At 35.7% G+C, this 19177-nt stretch carries 21 protein-coding genes and 1 tRNA gene; 6 read left to right on the forward strand and 16 right to left on the reverse strand.

Annotated elements, in window-relative coordinates; genetic code table 11:
* Positions 1-11 precede the first annotated feature (11 nt).
* Both ACKTTZ_RS05110 and ACKTTZ_RS05115 read right to left on the reverse strand, forming a co-directional pair.
* Positions 12-1280, reverse strand: coding sequence for an adenylosuccinate synthase (locus tag ACKTTZ_RS05110; RefSeq protein WP_407847661.1), 1269 nt, complete (start codon positions 1278-1280; stop codon positions 12-14).
* Between the two features lie 149 nt (positions 1281-1429).
* Positions 1430-1999: a Crp/Fnr family transcriptional regulator gene (locus tag ACKTTZ_RS05115; RefSeq protein ID WP_034693055.1), complete on the reverse strand. Its 570-nt coding sequence runs from the start codon at positions 1997-1999 to the stop codon at positions 1430-1432.
* Between the two features lie 147 nt (positions 2000-2146).
* Between ACKTTZ_RS05115 and ACKTTZ_RS05120 the strand changes: the two genes are divergently transcribed.
* The 4 genes from ACKTTZ_RS05120 (at position 2147) to ACKTTZ_RS05135 (ending at position 6058) form a co-directional block, all read left to right on the forward strand.
* Positions 2147-2932 carry a Ku protein gene (locus tag ACKTTZ_RS05120; RefSeq protein WP_253316213.1) on the forward strand — a complete coding sequence of 262 codons (786 nt, stop codon included), beginning with the start codon at positions 2147-2149 and terminating at the stop codon, positions 2930-2932.
* Positions 2932-3537 carry a DNA polymerase ligase N-terminal domain-containing protein gene (locus tag ACKTTZ_RS05125; protein WP_034693052.1) on the forward strand — a complete coding sequence of 202 codons (606 nt, stop codon included), beginning with the start codon at positions 2932-2934 and terminating at the stop codon, positions 3535-3537. Before ACKTTZ_RS05120 ends, ACKTTZ_RS05125 begins: the two co-directional genes overlap by 1 nt.
* A gap of 71 nt (positions 3538-3608) precedes the next feature.
* Complete coding sequence (gene ligD / locus ACKTTZ_RS05130; protein WP_407847664.1) at positions 3609-5480, forward strand: DNA ligase D; 1872 nt, start codon at positions 3609-3611, stop codon at positions 5478-5480.
* A gap of 32 nt (positions 5481-5512) precedes the next feature.
* The gene (locus ACKTTZ_RS05135) at positions 5513-6058 is read left to right on the forward strand and encodes a hypothetical protein (RefSeq protein ID WP_034693049.1); all 546 of its coding nucleotides are present in this window, start codon (positions 5513-5515) and stop codon (positions 6056-6058) included.
* 76 nt (positions 6059-6134) lie between these two features.
* On the opposite strand, the gene ACKTTZ_RS05140 is transcribed toward ACKTTZ_RS05135, so the two are convergent.
* The 5 genes from ACKTTZ_RS05140 to ACKTTZ_RS05160 form a co-directional block, all read right to left on the reverse strand.
* A complete protein-coding gene (locus tag ACKTTZ_RS05140; protein ID WP_407847666.1) occupies positions 6135-6980 on the reverse strand; it encodes a mechanosensitive ion channel family protein in 846 nt (281 codons plus the stop codon).
* 270 nt (positions 6981-7250) lie between these two features.
* Positions 7251-7985 (reverse strand): SDR family NAD(P)-dependent oxidoreductase, encoded by a 735-nt coding sequence (locus tag ACKTTZ_RS05145; RefSeq protein WP_034693043.1) that lies wholly within the window; start codon positions 7983-7985, stop codon positions 7251-7253.
* A 139-nt stretch (positions 7986-8124) separates the two neighbouring features.
* Positions 8125-8487 (reverse strand): preprotein translocase subunit YajC, encoded by a 363-nt coding sequence (gene yajC / locus ACKTTZ_RS05150; protein WP_034693042.1) that lies wholly within the window; start codon positions 8485-8487, stop codon positions 8125-8127.
* A gap of 10 nt (positions 8488-8497) precedes the next feature.
* Positions 8498-9004: a DUF1573 domain-containing protein gene (locus ACKTTZ_RS05155; protein WP_034693041.1), complete on the reverse strand. Its 507-nt coding sequence runs from the start codon at positions 9002-9004 to the stop codon at positions 8498-8500.
* Position 9005: 1 nt separating this feature from the next.
* Positions 9006-9911, reverse strand: a complete 906-nt coding sequence (locus ACKTTZ_RS05160) for a transcription antitermination protein NusB (RefSeq protein ID WP_034693040.1) — start codon at positions 9909-9911, stop codon at positions 9006-9008.
* 91 nt (positions 9912-10002) lie between these two features.
* Here ACKTTZ_RS05160 and ACKTTZ_RS05165 point away from each other — a divergent pair, with 91 nt between their 5' ends.
* A complete protein-coding gene (locus ACKTTZ_RS05165; protein WP_407847670.1) occupies positions 10003-11664 on the forward strand; it encodes an ABC transporter ATP-binding protein in 1662 nt (553 codons plus the stop codon).
* A gap of 99 nt (positions 11665-11763) precedes the next feature.
* Positions 11764-12099: a DUF3276 family protein gene (locus ACKTTZ_RS05170; protein WP_027375472.1), complete on the forward strand. Its 336-nt coding sequence runs from the start codon at positions 11764-11766 to the stop codon at positions 12097-12099.
* A gap of 300 nt (positions 12100-12399) precedes the next feature.
* Here the strand turns inward: ACKTTZ_RS05170 and ACKTTZ_RS05175 are convergent.
* From ACKTTZ_RS05175 to ACKTTZ_RS05215, 9 genes are all read right to left on the reverse strand, one after another.
* A tRNA-His gene (locus ACKTTZ_RS05175) sits at positions 12400-12475 on the reverse strand.
* A 35-nt stretch (positions 12476-12510) separates the two neighbouring features.
* Positions 12511-13230 carry a bacillithiol biosynthesis deacetylase BshB1 gene (gene bshB1, locus ACKTTZ_RS05180; RefSeq protein WP_034693038.1) on the reverse strand — a complete coding sequence of 240 codons (720 nt, stop codon included), beginning with the start codon at positions 13228-13230 and terminating at the stop codon, positions 12511-12513.
* 81 nt (positions 13231-13311) lie between these two features.
* Complete coding sequence (locus tag ACKTTZ_RS05185) at positions 13312-14964, reverse strand: tetratricopeptide repeat protein (protein ID WP_034693037.1); 1653 nt, start codon at positions 14962-14964, stop codon at positions 13312-13314.
* A 91-nt stretch (positions 14965-15055) separates the two neighbouring features.
* A complete protein-coding gene (locus ACKTTZ_RS05190) occupies positions 15056-15928 on the reverse strand; it encodes a PstS family phosphate ABC transporter substrate-binding protein (protein ID WP_034693036.1) in 873 nt (290 codons plus the stop codon).
* On the reverse strand, positions 15918-16115 hold the full coding sequence (locus tag ACKTTZ_RS05195) for a DUF308 domain-containing protein (protein WP_171006307.1): 198 nt from the start codon (positions 16113-16115) through the stop codon (positions 15918-15920). Before ACKTTZ_RS05195 ends, ACKTTZ_RS05190 begins: the two co-directional genes overlap by 11 nt.
* Before the next feature lie 75 nt (positions 16116-16190).
* Positions 16191-17030 carry an energy transducer TonB gene (locus ACKTTZ_RS05200; protein ID WP_034693035.1) on the reverse strand — a complete coding sequence of 280 codons (840 nt, stop codon included), beginning with the start codon at positions 17028-17030 and terminating at the stop codon, positions 16191-16193.
* 28 nt (positions 17031-17058) lie between these two features.
* The gene (locus tag ACKTTZ_RS05205; protein WP_034693034.1) at positions 17059-17625 is read right to left on the reverse strand and encodes a biopolymer transporter ExbD; all 567 of its coding nucleotides are present in this window, start codon (positions 17623-17625) and stop codon (positions 17059-17061) included.
* Positions 17626-17636: 11 nt separating this feature from the next.
* On the reverse strand, positions 17637-18245 hold the full coding sequence (locus ACKTTZ_RS05210) for a biopolymer transporter ExbD (RefSeq protein WP_034693033.1): 609 nt from the start codon (positions 18243-18245) through the stop codon (positions 17637-17639).
* 61 nt (positions 18246-18306) lie between these two features.
* Positions 18307-19170, reverse strand: a complete 864-nt coding sequence (locus tag ACKTTZ_RS05215) for a MotA/TolQ/ExbB proton channel family protein (RefSeq protein ID WP_034693032.1) — start codon at positions 19168-19170, stop codon at positions 18307-18309.
* Positions 19171-19177 lie beyond the last annotated feature (7 nt).

Below are 19177 nucleotides of genomic sequence, written 5' to 3' on the forward strand. Positions count from 1 at the left end.
ATAACTATCTATTAGATTAATTTCAACATTTCATTCCTTCCCGGTCCGGTTGAAAGATAAGCCACAGAAATTCCCAATTCTTCTTCCAAGAATGACAGAAACCCGATGACTTCTTTTGGTAATTCTGAAGGACTTTTCATTGCAGAGAAGTCAGCCTCCCAGCCATTCATCCATTTTAGTATAGGTTTTCCGTTTTCAGGAAGCAAACCTGAAGCAGTTACAATCTCTCCATTTTCCAGTTCATAATGAGTACAAACTGCTACGGATTTCAATCCGCTTAAAACATCTGCTTTTGTCAGCACCAGCTGAGTCACTCCATTGATCATTACAGCATACTTCAAAGCAGGAAGATCCAGCCAGCCTGTTCTTCTAGGACGTCCCGTATTGGAACCAAACTCGTTTCCTTTTGTTCTGATCTGTTCACCTAATTCATCAAATAATTCAGTTGGAAAAACTCCGTTCCCTACTCTTGTACAGTATGCTTTTGCAATCCCGAATATCTCACCGATCTTTTTCGGTGAAACACCTAATCCGCTGCTCGCTCCTGAAGCAGTAGTTGAAGAAGAAGTTACATACGGATATGTTCCGTGGTCAATATCCAGCATAGCAGCCTGAGATCCTTCTGCTAAGATTGTCTTACCTTCTGCCAGAGCATTGTTTAAATATATTTCAGTCTCCGTACATTTGAATCTTTTCAGAAAATCTACGGCTTCAAAAAATTCATTGCTTATTTCCTCCAGGGAAGGCAGCGTCATACCTCCTGCAGTCAGCATCTTATAATCTCTTTCTAAAATGTGCTGTACTCTGCTTCTAAAGTCAGGAGCAAACATATCTCCTATTCTTACATTCTGTCTTAAGATTTTATTTGAATAAGCTTGCGCAATACCGTTTTTGGTGGTTCCGATGGTTGTATAATCAGAACTTTCCTCCATAAAAACATCCAGAAGCTTATGAGTAGGCAGCACAAAGTGAGCTTTCAATGAAATAATCACATTACTTTCCGGCTGAACCGTTTCATCAAATAACTGAAGATTTGCAATTTCTTTTTTGAAACTTACAGGATCAAGAACAGTTCCTGTACCAATTACATTCTGCACTCCTTTCATAAAGATCCCCGAAGGAATCATTTTAAGCGTAATTCTTCGTCCGTTTCTCTCTATGCTGTGCCCAGCATTCGATCCACCATTAAAACGCGCTGTAATGTCATAATTTTCACTGATCAGATCAATAAACTTTCCTTTTCCTTCATCACCCCATTGTAATCCTAATACAATATCCATATTCGTACTTTAAATTTTATGGGACAAAGCTATGACAGTCAATAAGAAAGACCATTGTCATTTGACAAAAACAGATTTATTGAGAAATTAGAAGCTATATGTTAGAAGTTAGTAACAACTATCCAACCCTATTACTCTCCCACAAAATCTTATACGATATTTCTTCTGATACGGCTCAGTGAAGAAGGAGTGACTCCAAGATACGAAGCCAGCATAGATTGCGGAACTCTGTTGGCAAGCCCCGGATAATGATTTAAAAAATGAATGTAACGGGATTTCGCATCCTGATTGAGCATGATACTGGCAACCTTTAGTTTATTCTCAACAACAAAAGCATGGATTCTTGCAAACAAAACAGGCCATACAGCAATTTTCTCTTCCAGAAGTTTAAAATGCTTAAGATCAATCACCAGCAGTACAGCATCTGTAATAGCTTCAATATCTTCATGAGCAGGCAGCTGATCGGTAAAACCTTGAAAATCTCCTATAAATCTACCTTCATAGATGAAATACCGGGTAAAATCGTCACCCTGTTTGTTATAGTATAAAGAGCGGAAAACCCCTTCCTTTACAAAAGCAATTCTTTGACTTACTTTCCCGGCCTCTACAAAAGGTTCTCCCTTCTTTACCTTGATTTCCTGAATTCCTTCAGCAATCAAAAGTTCCTCCTGAGGATTCAGTATTCCGAATTTTTTGATATAAGTAAAAAGCTCTTCCATATTTCTGTTTTATCCACGGATTGCGGAAATATAAAGATATGAAAGTGATTGCTAAAAACAATTGTCATTTGGCAACAAACCTACTTAAAGGTACCACACGGGCTTTCAACGGCATGTTAATTGCTTGATTTTTAAAAACGTAAGACAATGAAAGCAATTTGGAACGGCGCCATTGGCTTCGGTTTAGTAAACATTCCTGTTAAAATTTACTCAGCAACAGAAACCACAAAATTAGATCTCGATATGCTTGACAAATCTGATTTTTCCAATATCCGATTTAAGAGAGTAAATGAAAATACTGGAAAAGAAGTTAAATGGGAAAACATCGTCAAAGGTTATCTCATGGACGAAAAATATATCGTTCTTGATGAAGAGGATTACGAAACAGCAAGCCCCGAAAAAACAAAAATACTTTCCATTGACCAATTTGTCAAAGAAGAGGAAGTAGATAGTGTGTATTTTGAAACCCCTTATTATCTGGAACCTCAGAAAAATGGAGAAAGCGCCTACAGACTTTTACTGAAAGCGCTTGAAAAAACATCCATGGTAGGAATCGGAACATTTGTTCTCCGTGAGACTGAAGCCATCGGAATGATCCGTCCTTACAATAAAGAAATACTGGTCCTGAACCGTCTGAGATTTGATCAGGAAATAAGAAATTATACAGACTTAAAAATCCCCGCTCAAAAGGCTCCGAAACCTGCAGAGCTTAAAATGGCCGTCAATCTTATTGAACAACTTTCTCAGGAATTTGATCCTGCGTTATATAAGGACACTTATTCTGATGCACTGATGAAAATCATTAAACAGAAAGCAAAAGGCAAAAGTATAAAAGCCAAAAAAGTTCAGCCTCCAAAAGAAGGTAAAGTGATTGACCTGATGGCACAGTTAAAAGCAAGTCTTAGCAATTCCAAATCCAAATCCGCATCATAATGGCTCTTAAAGATTATCATAAAAAAAGAAAGTTTGATGAAACCAGCGAACCCAAAGGAGAAACAAAAAAAAGTAAAGACAAACTGATTTTTGTGATCCAGAGACATGCCGCTACCAGGCTTCATTATGACTTCCGGCTTGAAATGGAAGGTGTATTGAAAAGCTGGGCCGTTCCGAAAGGTCCGTCATTAGATCCGAAAGACAAACGGCTTGCTATGATGGTGGAAGATCACCCATACGATTATAAAGATTTTGAAGGAAATATCCCGGAAGGAAATTATGGTGCCGGACAAGTGGAAGTATGGGACAGCGGAACTTATGAACCTTTGGAAGAAAATTCTAAACTTTCACATGAAAAAGAACTTCTGAAGGAATTACATGCAGGTTCTTTAAAATTTATTTTACACGGCAAAAAACTGAAAGGAGAATTCGCTTTGGTTAAAATGAAAAATACGGATGACAACTCATGGTTGCTCATCAAACATAATGACGAATTTGCAGAAAGTCCTTACAATGCTGAAGAAAACACTTCACCAAAATCATTGGTCACCCAATTTTTAGAGGAAAAAAAAAGCTTAAAAATAAAAGAAAAAAAGAAGTTATAATCTCTGAAAAGCCCTTCAGGAAATTTAATTCTTTAACAAACGAGAAAAAATTAAAGTCCTTTATCAAACCTATGCTGGCCAAACTTTCAGATAAAGCCTTTAATGATAAAGACTGGATCTTTGAGATAAAATGGGATGGCTACCGAGCTATTGCTGACCTCAGCCGTGACACTCCACTTTTCTATTCCAGGAACGGAGTTTCTTTTTTATCAAAATTTGACAAAATTACTCAGGACTTCGGTAAACAGAAACATCATATGATCGTTGACGGTGAAGTTGTAGCCTACGACGAACAGGGAAAGCCTAATTTTCAGCTTTTACAACAAATCGGGGATAATCCCAGTACAGCTCTTGTTTATCAGGTTTTTGACCTTTTATGGCTGAATGGTCATTCTACTGAAGAAATTCCTCTTATCCAGCGAAAAGAACTTTTGAAAGAAGCTTTAATTGAAACTGACAGTATTCAATATTGTGATCATATTCCTGAAAAAGGTATTGAACTTTTTGCTCAGATGAAAAAAATGAAACTGGAAGGTATGATTGCAAAGCGGGCAGACAGTTTATATCTTGAAAACAGCAGGAACAGCGACTGGCTTAAAATCAAATTTTCCAAGACAGAGGAAGTCATTATTTGTGGGTTCACAGAGCCAAGAGGTTCACGGGAAAGTTTCGGGGCCTTGATTTTAGGAAAATATAGTAATGAAAAACTTATTTATTGTGGCCATACGGGTACCGGATTTAATAACACTTCTTTGAAAGAGCTTTATAAAAGGTTTCAGAAATTAATTATAAAATCTTCTCCTTTCGAAAATATTCCAAAGACCAATATGCCGGTAACATGGGTAAAACCTGACCTTGTATGTGAAATCAAATATTCAGAAATAACTTTGGACGGAATCTTCAGACATCCTGTTTTTATCACAATCAGAGAAGATAAAAATCCGGAAGATCTTAAAGAATCATCCTTCACCGAAAAATCTAAAGAAATGAAATCAAAAGCAGTATTAAAAAAAGCAGAGATTAATGAGAAAGAAAAAGAGATCACTTTGGATAAACATCCCGTAAAACTGACAAATCAGAATAAAGTTTATTTCCCTAAAGATGGCATTACAAAAGGAGATGTCATTGAATATTACCAGTCTATAGCACGTTATATTCTCCCTTATTTAAAAAATCGCCCCCTTTCTCTCAATCGGTTTCCCAATGGAATTGAGGAACAAGGTTTTTATCAGAAAGATGCCGGAGATCACATTCCAGACTGGATAAAAACCACACAGGTCTATTCTGAATCGAATGATAAATACATCGATTATATTTACTGCAACGACAAAGCTACTTTAGCTTATCTGAATAATTTAGGTTGTATTGATCTGAACCCATGGAACAGTTCTTTACCGGATCTTGAGCATCCGGATTATCTGGTTTTAGATCTTGACCCTTCTTCAAAAAACACATTTGATGAGGTGATTGAAACAGCGCTTCAGGTGAATGAAGTTTTAAAAGCTATTAAAATAAAAGGTTATTGTAAAACTTCGGGAAGTACGGGAATTCATATTTATATTCCTATGGGAACTCATTATGATTTTGACCAGGTAAAAGATTTCGCTCATATTCTTATGAAGCAGGTGAATGATAAACAGCCCAAGATTACCACTTTAGAAAGAAGTCTTCAAAAAAGGGATAACAAAAAAATTTATCTTGATTACCTGCAGAACAGAACCGGGCAAACTTTGGCAAGCGCATACAGTCTTAGACCCAAACCGGGAGCATCAGTTTCTATGCCTTTGGATTGGGATGAATTAAAGCCTGGTCTGAAGCCAACAGATTTTAATATTAATAATGCTCTTGACAGAATTAAAAAGAAAGGTGACTTGTTCAAACCGGTTTTGGGTAATGGAATTGATATGATGAATGCTTTGGAGCTACTACAGAATATTGGTTAATTTCTCTATTTTTGCCAGCAAAATTTTTAATCATGGAGGAGCCTATCAAATTACAATTATATTTCAAAGAAAATGTAGAGAGGGAAAATCAGAAATTTTTCTTTCAGTATACCTGGAAAAAGCACTTCGTTGAACTCAAAAAAGCAATCCTATATGCTGTGCTATTCCTCGCATTAGGATTTCTTCCTTTAAAATCTTTGAATCTTGGTCCCGTTTCCGTTATTTTTAAATATGGTAGTTTCTTATTTATAGGATATATTTTCCTTCTTTTATATCAATATTTCAGTACCAGAAATAAAACCTTCAATTTGATAGAAGAACAAATTGAAAATCTTAGAAGAAAACATGAGGAAATCAGTTTTATAACCCTTCACAAGGACAGCATTACTGTTAAAAATCCATTCAATACAATCAACTGTGTCTGGGATAAAACTCATTATAAAATGGTTGATCAATACCTTATTTTAAATATGGTTAATAAAAATATTAATTTCATTTTTACAGAACCTGAGTTTAAGGAGAATGAATATAAAATTTTATTAGATTATCTTCAGGAATATTCTAAAAAAGAGAAGTAAAAATATTACCATTTTTTTTAAATAAAAACTCCTACATTACAATAATGCAGGAGCTTCTTAAAAAAATTAAATATAATTATTGATTGTAAACATGAATATCTCTCTGTGGAAAAGGAATTCCGATTCCTGCTTTATCGAGAGCTTCTTTACAACCGATGATTAGTTCTTCGTTCATCGTCCAGAAATTTTCAGTGGAAGTACTTACTCTTACGGATACATTGACAGCACTGTCTCCAAGTTCCGTAACGACCACCTGTGGAGCAGGCGTTGCAAGAGCATATTGATTATTCTTAATGACATTCATTAAAATATCTTTGGTCTGTCTAAGATCCGCATCATAGGCAATTCCGATATCCAGTGATGTTCTTCTTGTCCCCAGTTGGGTAAAATTGGTAATACTGTTATTTGAAACTACTCCGTTAGGAATAACGATCAGTTGGTTTTGTGGGGTGATCAGTTTTGTATGAAAAATATCAATAGCATCTACAGTCCCTGAAACCCCTGAATTGGTAGAAATAAAATCACCAATCTTAAATGGTTTTAATAGTAGAATTAAGATTCCTCCTGCAAAATTCGTTAAGGACCCCTGTAAAGCTAAGCCAACTGCTAAACCTGCGGCACCAATCATGGCGACAAATGCGGAAGTCTGTACCCCAAGCTGTGTTACAACAACGATAAACAACAGAATATTCAGTCCCCAGTTGATAATATTCAAAAGAAAATGCTGCAGAGAAGCTTCCATATTTCTCTTTTTGAAGCCTTTTTCAACCAGTTTTTTAATCATTCTGATCATCCATGATCCGATCAGGTAGATCAATAAGGCAGAAATAATTGCAGTAAAAATTCTTGGTGCCCATGAAATTGCTGAAGAAATTAAGGTGTCCCAGTGCTGTTGGATGTTGTTCAGTTTTAAATCGTCCATTGTATACTATGTGTTTTACTATTTATATCAATAAAGTATTGACATCTTCTGCAGGATTAAAAAAAGAAATTACCTTACACTGCCTGAGTGAAAGTAAATGATATTGATCCTCTAAAATAGATGGGCTGCAGAACAGACTGTTTCTGCTTTACTCAATAATTATTCAGAAAATTGAATCTTGCAGGAAGAAATAATTTTTGCTCATAGAATTACAAAAACGATACCGAAGTGTGGTATCAATCAAAGAAAAATAATGTTGATGAACATCACTTAAGGCAATTTTGCAGCCAGACTTTCCGGTAAAAGTCTAAGAATATGGTAGATAATTTTCCATTTAAAATTCGGAACAATGGTAAAGGAATTTCCGGCGTTGACAATAAATTTCGCCACATAATCCGGCTCCATGATCAGAGATTCATTCAGTTCCAGTCCTTCGTTGATTTTTGTTCTGATATAGCCAATAACCAGAGCATTCACAATAATTCTTCGGGAAGCTAGTTCCTGTCTCAATCCTGCCAGAAACTGGGTAAACGCAGCCTTTGTACTTCCGTAGACAAAATTGCTTTTTCTCCCTCTTACTCCGGACAATGAAGAGAGCCCGATTATTCTTTCCAGGTTGGTATTGCTTTTATCCATTGCAATAATACTCAGGATAGAAACTCCACCCATATAATTAACTTCCATCATTTGTTTCGCTCCTTTGAAATCAGTCAGTGCCTTTTGATTGTCTACTAAAAAACCGGCAGCATAAACCACAATATGAGGTTTGATGGAAAGATCAGAATAAAATTTTTGATGAGAATCAAAATCTGCAGCATCAAAATACAAAACAGAAACTTTGGAACGGTCCAGATTGTTTGAATCAATGAAATCATTCAAAGAGGTTGTATTCCTGGAAGCTGCGATTACGGAAAACCCTTTATCCACATATTGTTTTATGCATTGCTTTGCAACATCTGAATTGGCTCCCAGAATAAGAACTGTTTTGTTTGTGTTTTGATTCATGAAGCAAAGATAATTTTTTATTAAACACTAATTTCACTAATTGTTTTTCACAAATGGACACAATTTTTCAAACCCGTATAAAAAAATTGCGGCGGGTGAACTTTGTTCACCCGCCGCAGCTAAATATTTTCAGACTGAATTATTTCTTTTCTTCAGTTGCTGTTTCTTTTTTATCATCTGCCTTCTCAGCAGCTTTTGCTTTATCTCCAAAACGAGATTCTGTCATTTCTCTTGAAACTGCAGCTTTTTCAAATTTCAGTTTTCCGGATAATGTTTCGATAACAAAACCGTCATCCTGAACCTGAGCAATTCTTCCGTGAAGACCTGATGTAAGAACTACTCTTGTTCCCACTTTAAGGTTTTCCTGAAAGTTTTTCTCCTGCTTTTGTTTTTTCATCTGAGGTCTGATCATCAGGAAATAAAACCCTACAAACATTACCCCCATCATGATCAGCATCATAGGTGAAGATCCACCCTGTGCCTGTAAAAATAGTGTCAACATATTTTAAATATTATGGTTGAATGTTCGCTGTGAACGTTAATCTGATTGGAGCTTTTTCTACGTTAGCAAAAACGTCTGCATACTTCTGAACGTTTCCGTCGAAGCTTGAAGAATCGAAATGCAAAGTAACTTTTCCTTTTTTACCAGGCATGATAGGCTCTTTTGTAAAATCAGGAGCTGTACATCCGCATCCTGGCTTCACTTCAGAAATGATTAATGGGTTCTTACCTGTGTTGGTAATTTCATATACGTGCTCTACTTTATCTCCTTTTTTGATTTTTCCAAAATCGAAGCTGTTTTCAGATAAAGCTACAGAAGTAGATGGTTCGTTAGAAACCGGAGCTGCTGCTTCACCAGTTACAGGTGCTGCTACAGAATCAGTAGTTAGCGGAGCCACAACAGCTGCAGAATCAGTAGTTGCAGTTTCAGCACTTTGAGTTTCTTTGTTTTCTTTTTTACATGAAACTAACCCAAAGCCTATAATTGACAAGGCGATAATTGATAACGTCTTTTTCATTTTATATTCTATTTTGATCTTTACAATATTTATCTAAAATACCATTGATGAAGATATTGGAACGGTCTGTAGCAAATACTTTTGCAATTTCAATATATTCATTAATGATTACTCTTGAAGGTGTGAAAGCAAAGTTATCAAGTTCTGCAATTGCTGTAGATAAAATTACTTTATCCATTAGAGAAACTCTTTCCAAATCCCAGTTTTCCAGTCTTTCTTCCAGTTTCTTTTCATTGTTTTCCCAGTTGTTCAGGGTATCTCTTAACAATTTTGCAGCGAATGTTTTATCTTCTTCATCTTTAATCATTTTGATCAAAGTTCTGCTTTCTTCATCTTCTCTCAGGAAACCGATTGTTTTTTGTACCATTGAATTGGCAATATGGATATCATCGTACCATGAAAGTTCCTTATCTCCTAAGTAATCATGAAAATCTTCATTTTCAGCAATATATCTTAGAAATAATTTACCTATAAATTTCTGATCTTCTTCAAAAGAATATCCTTCTTCTTTCATAAAATCCTGATAACGTTTCCCGGCAGTAATTCTCTGGAAAGTTTTTACCAATAAATCATCATGCATATCCCATTTCAACTGCTTGTGCTGCCCTGTAAAAAATAATCTTTCAGGATTTTCTTCCAGCTTAAGCAATACCTGGTTATTGATGAATTTTTGGTTAGGATTAATATCAGCATCAGTTTTAAGAAATTTATTCTTACCAATTTCGATCTGATTTTCTGCCAAATCTTTCAAACCCACCAAAAAGTTGAGCTGATAGATGTATAGATAATAGATTTTCTCTATCCCGGCAAACATGTTTTTCTCTAAAACATCAAATTTTACAGGATTTTGGTAGTAAGAATACACGGTCTGTACTACTTTTTCACGGATTTGTCGTCTTCCTAACATTCAAAGAGCTTTTTTATGGGTGCAAAGATACAAAATTTAAAATTGATGAAATTCGTAGTGTGATGACATTTTTGTAATTTTGTGCAACTATATGAAAGCGCTTAAAACCTTAAACCCCTATTTTTGGAAACACAAAATATTGTTGTTTTGGGGGGTACTATTTATCATTGCCAGTAATTTCTTTAATATATATAAGGTTCAGTTTGTAGGAAAATCTGTGGATGAACTTACAAAAAGTGGGAATCTTGGCTTTAACAATCAGGTTCTGATTTATGTTGGAATTATTGTAGGATGTTCTCTCTTAACCGGATTCTTCACCTTTATGATGAGACAAACCATCATTGTCGCATCCAGAAGGATAGAATACGAGCTTAAAAATAAAATCTACAGACATTATCAGGATTTATCTTTAACGGATTATAAACAAACTACCATCGGAGACTTAATGAACAGATTAAGTGAGGATGTTGTTGCCGTAAGAATGTATCTTGGTCCCGGAGTGATGTATGTAGCGAACTTAATTGTATTGGTGCTGATTACCGCTATTTACATGGTAAAAACGGATGCTTCCATGACAATGTGGACCTTACTTCCACTTCCTATTTTATCTTTTGCTATTTATAAGGTAAGTTCTATTATCAACAAAAAGTCGAAGATCATGCAGAAAAGTCAGTCTGCGATCTCAACTTTTGTTCAGGATAGCTTTTCCGGAATCCGTGTGGTAAAATTCTTCGCCAGAGAAAAATACATTGAAAAAAACTACGGAATCAAAGTTACCGATTATCAAAATAAAGCTTTGGATCTTGCTAAAACAGAAGCTTATTTCTTCACCATTATTCTTTTTGTCATCGGGTTATTAAATGTTGCCATTATCTGGATTGGAGGAACAAAATATATTGCAGGAGAATTAAGCATTGGTAAGATTGCCGATTTCTTCATGTATATCAACACCCTGATTTTCCCTTTCTCTATGGTAGGATGGGTAACTTCTGTCAACCAGAGAGCTGAAGCATCTATGCAGAGGATCAATGAATTTATGGATAAAAAATCAGAAATTATTAATACTAATTTTGAAAACTATCCGATCACAGGAGATATAGAATTCAGAAATGTTTCTTACGTATATCCAAATACAGGAATCAAAGCTCTGGACAATCTAAGTTTCAAAGTAAAAGCCGGGGAATCATTGGCTATTATGGGGAAAACCGGTAGTGGAAAATCAACTATTGCCTTACTATTATGCCGATTAATAGATCCTACTGAAGGAGAAATTTTAATTGATGGTAAAAACCTGAAGAACCATAATCTGGAGAACTACAGAAACTTTATCGGATATATTCCTCAGGAGAGTTATTTATTCTCTGATTCTATTGAAAATAATATCGGTTTTGCCATTGATCATCCTTCTCACGAGAAAGTAGTAGAGTATTCCAATATTGCAGATGTTCACAAAAATATTGTAGAGTTTAAAGACCAATATAAAACACTTGTGGGTGAACGCGGAGTAATGCTTTCGGGGGGACAAAAGCAAAGAATTTGTATCGCAAGAGCCTTAATTAAGGACCCTAATATCATTATTTTTGACGATTCTTTGTCCGCTTTAGACACTGAAACGGAGCAGAATATTTTGGAAAATATTGATAAAAAAATCAGTAACGCAACTTCCATAATTATCACACACAGAGAGTCTAGCGCACAAAAAGCCCATCAGATTATCAACCTGACCGAAATTGCCAATTCTGTAACCGCATAGCCATTTCATTCTCAATTGTTAAATAAATCATAAAAAAAATTTTGTGATTAAAAGAATTCTTTTATATTTGTTCTTAACAAGATTAAAAAATATCTAACAATGAGTGAATACAAGGAACGCCATGAAAATGAGATTTTCACGAAGGTGTTAAAAGCAGGGAGAAGAACTTATTTCTTTGATGTGCGCGAGACGAAAGCAGGAGATTATTATCTTACAATCACTGAGAGTAAGAAGAATTTCGGAGAGAATGGGGAAGCTACATTCGAGAAGCATAAAATTTACCTTTACAAGGAAGATTTTAAGAGTTTCCAGGAGATGTTTAATGAGTCCACAGATTTCATCATTAATGAAAAGGGTGAGGATGTAATTTCAGAAAAACATGACAAAGACTTCAAAAGCAGATCTTTCACCATTGATTCTGACGACGAGGTTTAAAAAAAGAATATCTAAAAACACAAGCATCTGAAAAAGATGCTTTTTTTATGCTCCAAAACTATCTATGCATAAAAAAACGGGCTAAATGCCCGCTTCTATTGAATGTTATGATGAATATTTTTTTTAAGATTTCTCATAGCTGTCTTATTATTTTGCAAATACCATTTTTATACGTTGGCCCAAGATTATAAACGTAATACGTGAAAAAATTTGAAAAAAAAGTAGAAAAAAGAAACTTTCAGTGGGTACTGAAATAGGTACAAAATAAAAAAGTACACTTTCAAAAAGTGTACTTTCTTTGGGTGAATGATGGGTCTCGAACCCACGACCTTCGGAACCACAATCCGACGCTCTAACCAACTGAGCTACAATCACCGTTTTCTGAGTGCAAATATAGGACAATTTCCTCAACTACCAAACAATTCCATCAAAATTTTTCAAAGAAATTAATCTCTCAGACGTAAACCCCTCAGCATAAGCAACTCCCGATAATCGCCCTAAATCCTGAGCGCGGTAAGTTAAGCTCTCATAAAAGTCTTTTGTGGTAATTGGAGTCTCAGGTTCTTTAGACGTTGGGTCATAAAACTGAGTTTTGTATGCCATACAAGCTTCCAACTTTGTATTAAGATGCTCCGAAATATCAATGACAAATTCCGGTTTGATATCTTTCCACTGAATATAATGAAAAACATGCTTTGGTCTCCATACTTCCTGAGATTCTCCATCCAATACAGTTTCAATTTTTCTGAGCCCGGACAAAAAGCACGCATCCGATACTAATTTCGCTCCTTTTGCATGATCTGGATGTCTATCATCAATCGCATTCGCTAAGACGATTTCTGGCCTGTATTTGCGAATCATTTTTACGATCCTCATTTGGTATTCTTCGGAGTTAACCAAAAAACCATCTTTCATTCCAAGATTCTCTCTTGCGGAAAGCCCTAAGATTTTGGCAGCATCCGCTGCTTCAGTTTTTCTGGTTTCATCTGTACCTCTTGTTCCGAGCTCTCCTCTTGTAAGATCTACAACTACACATTTTTTACCCTCTGAAACCATTTTAGCGATAGTTCCTCCACACCCCAATTCTACATCATCAGGATGTGCTCCAAAAGCAAGTATATCAGTTTTCATAAAATCAAAGATAAGTTTAAAATAAAAACTTCCCAAACATTACGAATGGGAAGTTTTAATATCTATAATTTAAATTTTAAATTACTTATTGATCTCTGCATTTAATTTTACAGCATCCTGATAAGTAGGATCCAACTGTAGAGATTTTGCTACATAATCTTTTGCCTTAGCAGCATCAGAATCTTTGCTCATATATGCTACGGCAAAATAAGCATAAGCAAGAGTCTGTTTATTAGCTTCCTGATCAGCTGGTTTTACTGTACTGATGAATTTCTCATAAGCCATTTTTGCTGCATCATTGTTTCCTGCCTGCTGGTAAGAATACCCTTGGCTGTAATATGCCGGTGCCCAATCTGGAAGAAGTGCAGACATTTTTTGCCATGTAAGGATAGCTCCATTCCAGTTTTTAACATCCTGGTAAGCTGTAGCTAGCTTAAATAATGAATCAGAATCCTGGTTATTAGCAGCAACTTTCTGTTTCAATGCCTCAATTTCAGGATTAGTAGGTCCTTTGTCAACTTCTGACTGAGATACACCACCACCTCCAGCGATGTTAGCCAATTCAAGATCCCACTTCATTGTTTCATCTTTAGCAGCCTTTGCGATAGCAACTTTCTGCTGAGATTCTGTCATTAAAGCTGTCTTTTTAGCAGCATCTTTTTCATCTTTTGCTAAACCTGCTGCAATAAGACCTTGTAAACCTTGGTCAGCAGGTTGTACTCTTGTTTTTTCAACCTGAGAAACGAAAGTATCCATGTTTTGCTTAGCATCTGCATAGTTTTTATCAGCATATGCATTGTAAGCTCTTAATTTGAACTTGATAGGATCTTCAATTTTATCAAAAATCTTATCTAATACCATTTTAGAGTTTACATAATCTTCGTTTGTGAAGTATAGTTTTGCAATTTCTAATTGAGTATACGGATCTTCATCAGCATACTTGGTATAGTTGATAAGGTCTTGTGTAGCCTTTGCATTCTGTTGGTATCTGATATCATAACCAGCTAATGCCTTATATGCAGGAGCATAAGTAGCATCTACACCAATAGCTTTATCAATGTTTTGCTTAGCTTGTTGCCATTGTTGTGCAGCCATCCATAAAGTTGCCATTCTTGTATAAACGGAAGCTTTATTTTTAGCAGTAGGTAATGCTTTATCATAAGCAGACATAGCCTCTCCCGGCATTCTCTTTAATCTGTAAGCATCCCCTAATGTATAATAATAGTGTGCAGGAACACCTTTTTTCTCAGCTTTTTCGATAGCTTTAGTCAAAAACTGAATAGCAAGATCAGGTGAACTGTTTTTCTCGAATAGAGTTAAAGCTTCTGCAGCTCTGAAAAGAACTTCAGCATCTTTTTCTCTTGAATCAGTAACTACTTTCTGAATTTCAGCAACGGCATTTTTATCACCTTTACCTAATTTAACAGCAGCTAAACCAATTTTGTTAAGATAGCTTTTACCATCAGCCGCTAAGCCTTTATTGAAATTTTCAGTTGCTTTAGCGTAATCTGGCTCTCCTTGTCTTAAGAAAGTATTTCCTAAATAGAAGTAGTTATCAGCTGTGGGTTCTTTAGCGATCATTTCAGTGAAATTTGTTTTTGCCTGAGCAAATTTATCACTGTCAATACTGTTGATACCATCCTGCAATGTCTGTGCAGAGGCGAAACCGGTAAAAAATACCACGGCTGCTCCAAAAGCAATCTTCTTTACATTCATATTCATTATATCTTTCATTTTATATTTTCAAATAATTGAGTTTTATTGTACACAATTTTCAGACCAAATCAAAATTTTTAATGAGGATAAATTGTGAATTTAATATTTTTTAACGCATCTGCACTTCTCTCTTATAAATATTATAAGGTTGCAACCCTTCTTTCTGAACAATTTTTTGGCCTAAATGGGTACATGAAAATCTTATAAATCCATTGGCAATATTAAAATTACCTTCGTTAATCAGGAAATAAAGCACTCTTGTAAACGGATATTCCATTGTACGAAGTCCTTCAAAATCTGCATTGTACGATTTTCCTTTTTCTACCACAGGAAGAACCTTCACCATCTCTCTCAATTTTTCTGACGTTTTATCATAAGGACGGCTAAAAGTATTCAATCCAATAACGCCTATTTTATCGGGATATTTTCCTAATTCCTCTATAATCTTCTGATTTCCCGGAATAATGGAAAATTTCAGGTCTTTGGGTTGTTTTTTTAATTTCTCAGCAACAAAATTCAGGTTACTGGAGTTCGTTCCATCAAAAATAAATTCCTTTTTATCAGACATCAAACCGCTGTTGATTTCTTCTATTGAAATACTTTCTTTTGGAGAATCTTTAGGAACAACAAAAACTACTGCATCTGCAGCAAATTTAGCAGGAAGAAACTTTAAATCAGTTCTTTCCTCATATGTTTTTATTTCTTCAGGATTAAGATTTCTGGACATTACTACCACTTTAGCACTTCCTTTCAAAAGATCAAGAAGTCCTAAATCTTCTTTCTTGGTTTCTACTTTGATGTGTGTCTCAGGATAGTTGATCATATAGCCGTCAGCTAATGCTTCTGTAACGCTTTGAAAAGATTCGTCAGTAAAAATTGTAAGATTACCTTTGTGATAAGAAGGAGCGTTTTTCTCCTTTTTGCAGCTTGCAAGCATCATACTCAACACAAAAATTACTGCAAGCTTGAAACTATTCTTCATTTCTCGATTTTTTAATTCTTGAGATCGCCCTGTAAATTCTAAAAATACCATAAATAATAAGCACCACCCCTAGTGCATAAGCAACAGCGGGCTCTAAGATAGTAAAGAAGAATTTGTAGACAATCACTACAATTCCTAAAACGATATAAAACAATCCCGTAACCAGGGATAACCAATTGAACATCATGTAACAAAAATACCAAAAAAAATAAAAAGAGAAGCATAAGCCTCTCTTTTTATTTATATTTTGAATAAATAAGTCTTATTCAAAGTTCATAGTAAATGGTACGCTATAGTAAGATCTAACGCTCTCCCCGTTTCTTTTCGCAGGAGTCCATTTTTTAAGTTTCTTAACTACACGCATTGCTTCACTGTTGAAGTCGCCATTTGGAGATTTCTCTTCAATAGTAACATTCGAAACAGTTCCGTCTTTTTCAACAACGAACTTAAGCTTCGCTTTAAGTGTTCCTTCACCTCCTTCCATCAAAGATGTATCGAAGTTGTCTCCCAAGAACTTTCTTAATGCTCCCATACCTCCAGGATATTCTGCAGACTGGTCAACATCTTTATAGATCTCGTTAGGGTTGTTCGCTTTCACTTCTACTGTACTAGCTTTAGTACCTGTAGATGGTGGTGGCGGTGGTGGTGTATAAGCCGGAGCTTTTACCCCTTCCTGATTATTCAAACCAGTTGTAGTTTCCAACTGCTTAGAAATTGGTGGTGGTGGAGTTTCAATTTTCGGAGCTTTTACAGGCTCTGGAACCACGTTCTGAATTACTTCAATTTTCTCTTCCTCTTTTGGAGGCGGAGGTGGTGGTGGTTCTTCTTCTTTAGGCTGCTCGATAATCGGTTCTTCCTCGATAATATCTACTAGATCTGCCTTAACTTCTTGCTTAGGCGGAGCTGTAAGATTTTTAATCGTAAGATAGATGAACGGAGACAAAGCCGCCAAAAGGAATAATGCTGTTCCGATAATAAAAGACTTTGTTAAAAGTCTCGGATACTGATGTCTAAGATCATAGGCACCATATTCCTTGTTTCTATTTTCAAATACGATCTCGTCTAAAGTAAGATTCTGACCGTATACATTTTCATCTGCCATAGATTAGATATACAATTTTATGGTTAAATTACTTTGTAGCAGCTGGTGCAGCAGCACCTCCTACTTTCTTCTCATAAATAGCTTTTTCCCAAGGTTTGATATCAGTAACCCCGTACTGCTCACTTTTGGTAATTGCCATTTCGTCAAGAATATCAACAAAGTTCTTATATATAGCATCGTCAGTTGGCTTGATGATCACGGTAAATTTCGTTTGATCTGCAGCTCTAGATTTTGCCTGCTGAATTACTTTTCTAATTCCTTCTCTGTCAAGAGTAGTTTCCATAAGAGTTTGGTCATTTAAGGATGTAGCATCCTGCTGGTGCCAAAAAACTCTATTGTTTTTTCCTAATAAGATAGAAATTGAGTTAGAAAGTTTAATTTCTGTTGGAGGTGGTTTTTGTTTTTCATCTTTCGGTTTAGCCGGAAGACCCAAATCCATAACGTTCGGTTTACTGAACGTAGTTGTGAACATAAAGAAGGTAATCAATAGAAAACCCAAGTCCACCATCGGAGTCATATCGACTCTGGTGTTTTGCTTCTTGGAACGGACCTTGCCGCCCTTGCCGCCTTTTTCTTGTACTTGTACTTCTGCCATTTCTATCGATATTATTCGTTAGGTTTACCTTCTTGTGATGTAATCAACCAAAATTTAAGAAAATCAATATCTCTTAAACCTTCAAATAAACTTTTCACTTTAGGGTATTGTGTTGTAACGTCACCTTTAATCGCTAACTTATAGTCAGGGTTAACGCTCAAACTTTCTTTTACCCAATCAATTAATTGCTTATTTGTACTGTCCATAGGAATTCCTGATGGACTTCTATAATTTTTCTGCTCATCTGCAGGCATATCCAAGTAACCTTTAAGCTGGTTCATTGGAACTCCAATTGCCTGAACTTTCTGGAAAGCAGCTTTTTGGTTGTTGTCAAAAGTAATACCATACTTTTGTCCCATTTTATCCAAAAGAGCAATTCTTTCTGATGCATTTTCTACTGGCTGGAAATAGAATTTTCCGTCCGGAGTAGCATTGATAGTCATTAAACTAGCATCAGGAAGCAATTTTTCCGAAATTGAAGATGGCGGTTTGATCTGCTCCACGTCAGGTTTTTTAAACTGAGTGGTCAAGATAAAGAACGTAAGAAGTAGGAACGCAACGTCACACATTGCGGTCATGTCCGTTACGACTCCATGTCTTTTAGGTTTGACTCTCGCCATTATTATAAAATATTTTTAATTAAACTTCTTTTAATTGCTAATGCAAATATCTTGCTAATTCTTAGTTGAATTCAGCGAAAGATTGTTGGATACTCATAGAGATCTCATCGATCTTGTAAGTTAATCCATCAATTTTAGATGTAAAGAAGTTATAAAGGATAATAGCGATTGCTGAAGTACCAATACCTAATGCCGTGTTAATCAAGGCTTCAGAGATACCTGTAGATAGAGCAGCAGCATCTGGAGTACCACCTCCTGAACCTAATGCAAAGAACGCCTTGATCATCCCGATTACTGTTCCAAGTAGTGCAATTAGGGTTGCAACTGTACCTAGAGTAGAAAGGATCATCATGTTTTTCTCAAGCATTGGCATCTCAAGAGTAGTAGCTTCTTCGATAGCTTTGTTAAGAGCTACCATTTTCTGCTCTTTATTTAATGTAGTATCGTGAGAAAGTGCTTTGTAAGTAGTAAGACCTTCTTTTACTACGTTACCAACAGATCCTTGTTGTCTGTCACACTCTTCGATAGCTTCGTCAATTTTGTTTTGGTTTAGTAAGCTTCTTACTTGAACAACGAAGTTGTCTAAGTTTCCTTTTCCAGCAGCTTTACCAAGAACGAAATATCTTTCAAAAGAGAAAACGATTACAGTAATCATGAAAGTAATCAAGATTGGTACGATAACCCCTCCTTTGTAGATAATACCTAAAAACGATTCTGGGTGAATGTCTTTTCCTTCAACACTTGAAAAAGCTACAGAACCACTTCCTAGTTTTTCTGCATCCTTAAAGTTTCCTGGGCTACCAAGAACGAATAAATAAATACATACTCCTATAGCAAATAGAATAGGAATAATAACAGCTGGATTTAAACCTCCTGCCTTTCTAGCAACTACTTGCTCATCATTTTTTGAAACATTCATTTCCATATTTAAC

Source organism: Chryseobacterium sp. KCF3-3 (assembly GCF_045865955.1).
Classification (GTDB): Bacteria; Bacteroidota; Bacteroidia; order Flavobacteriales; family Weeksellaceae; genus Chryseobacterium.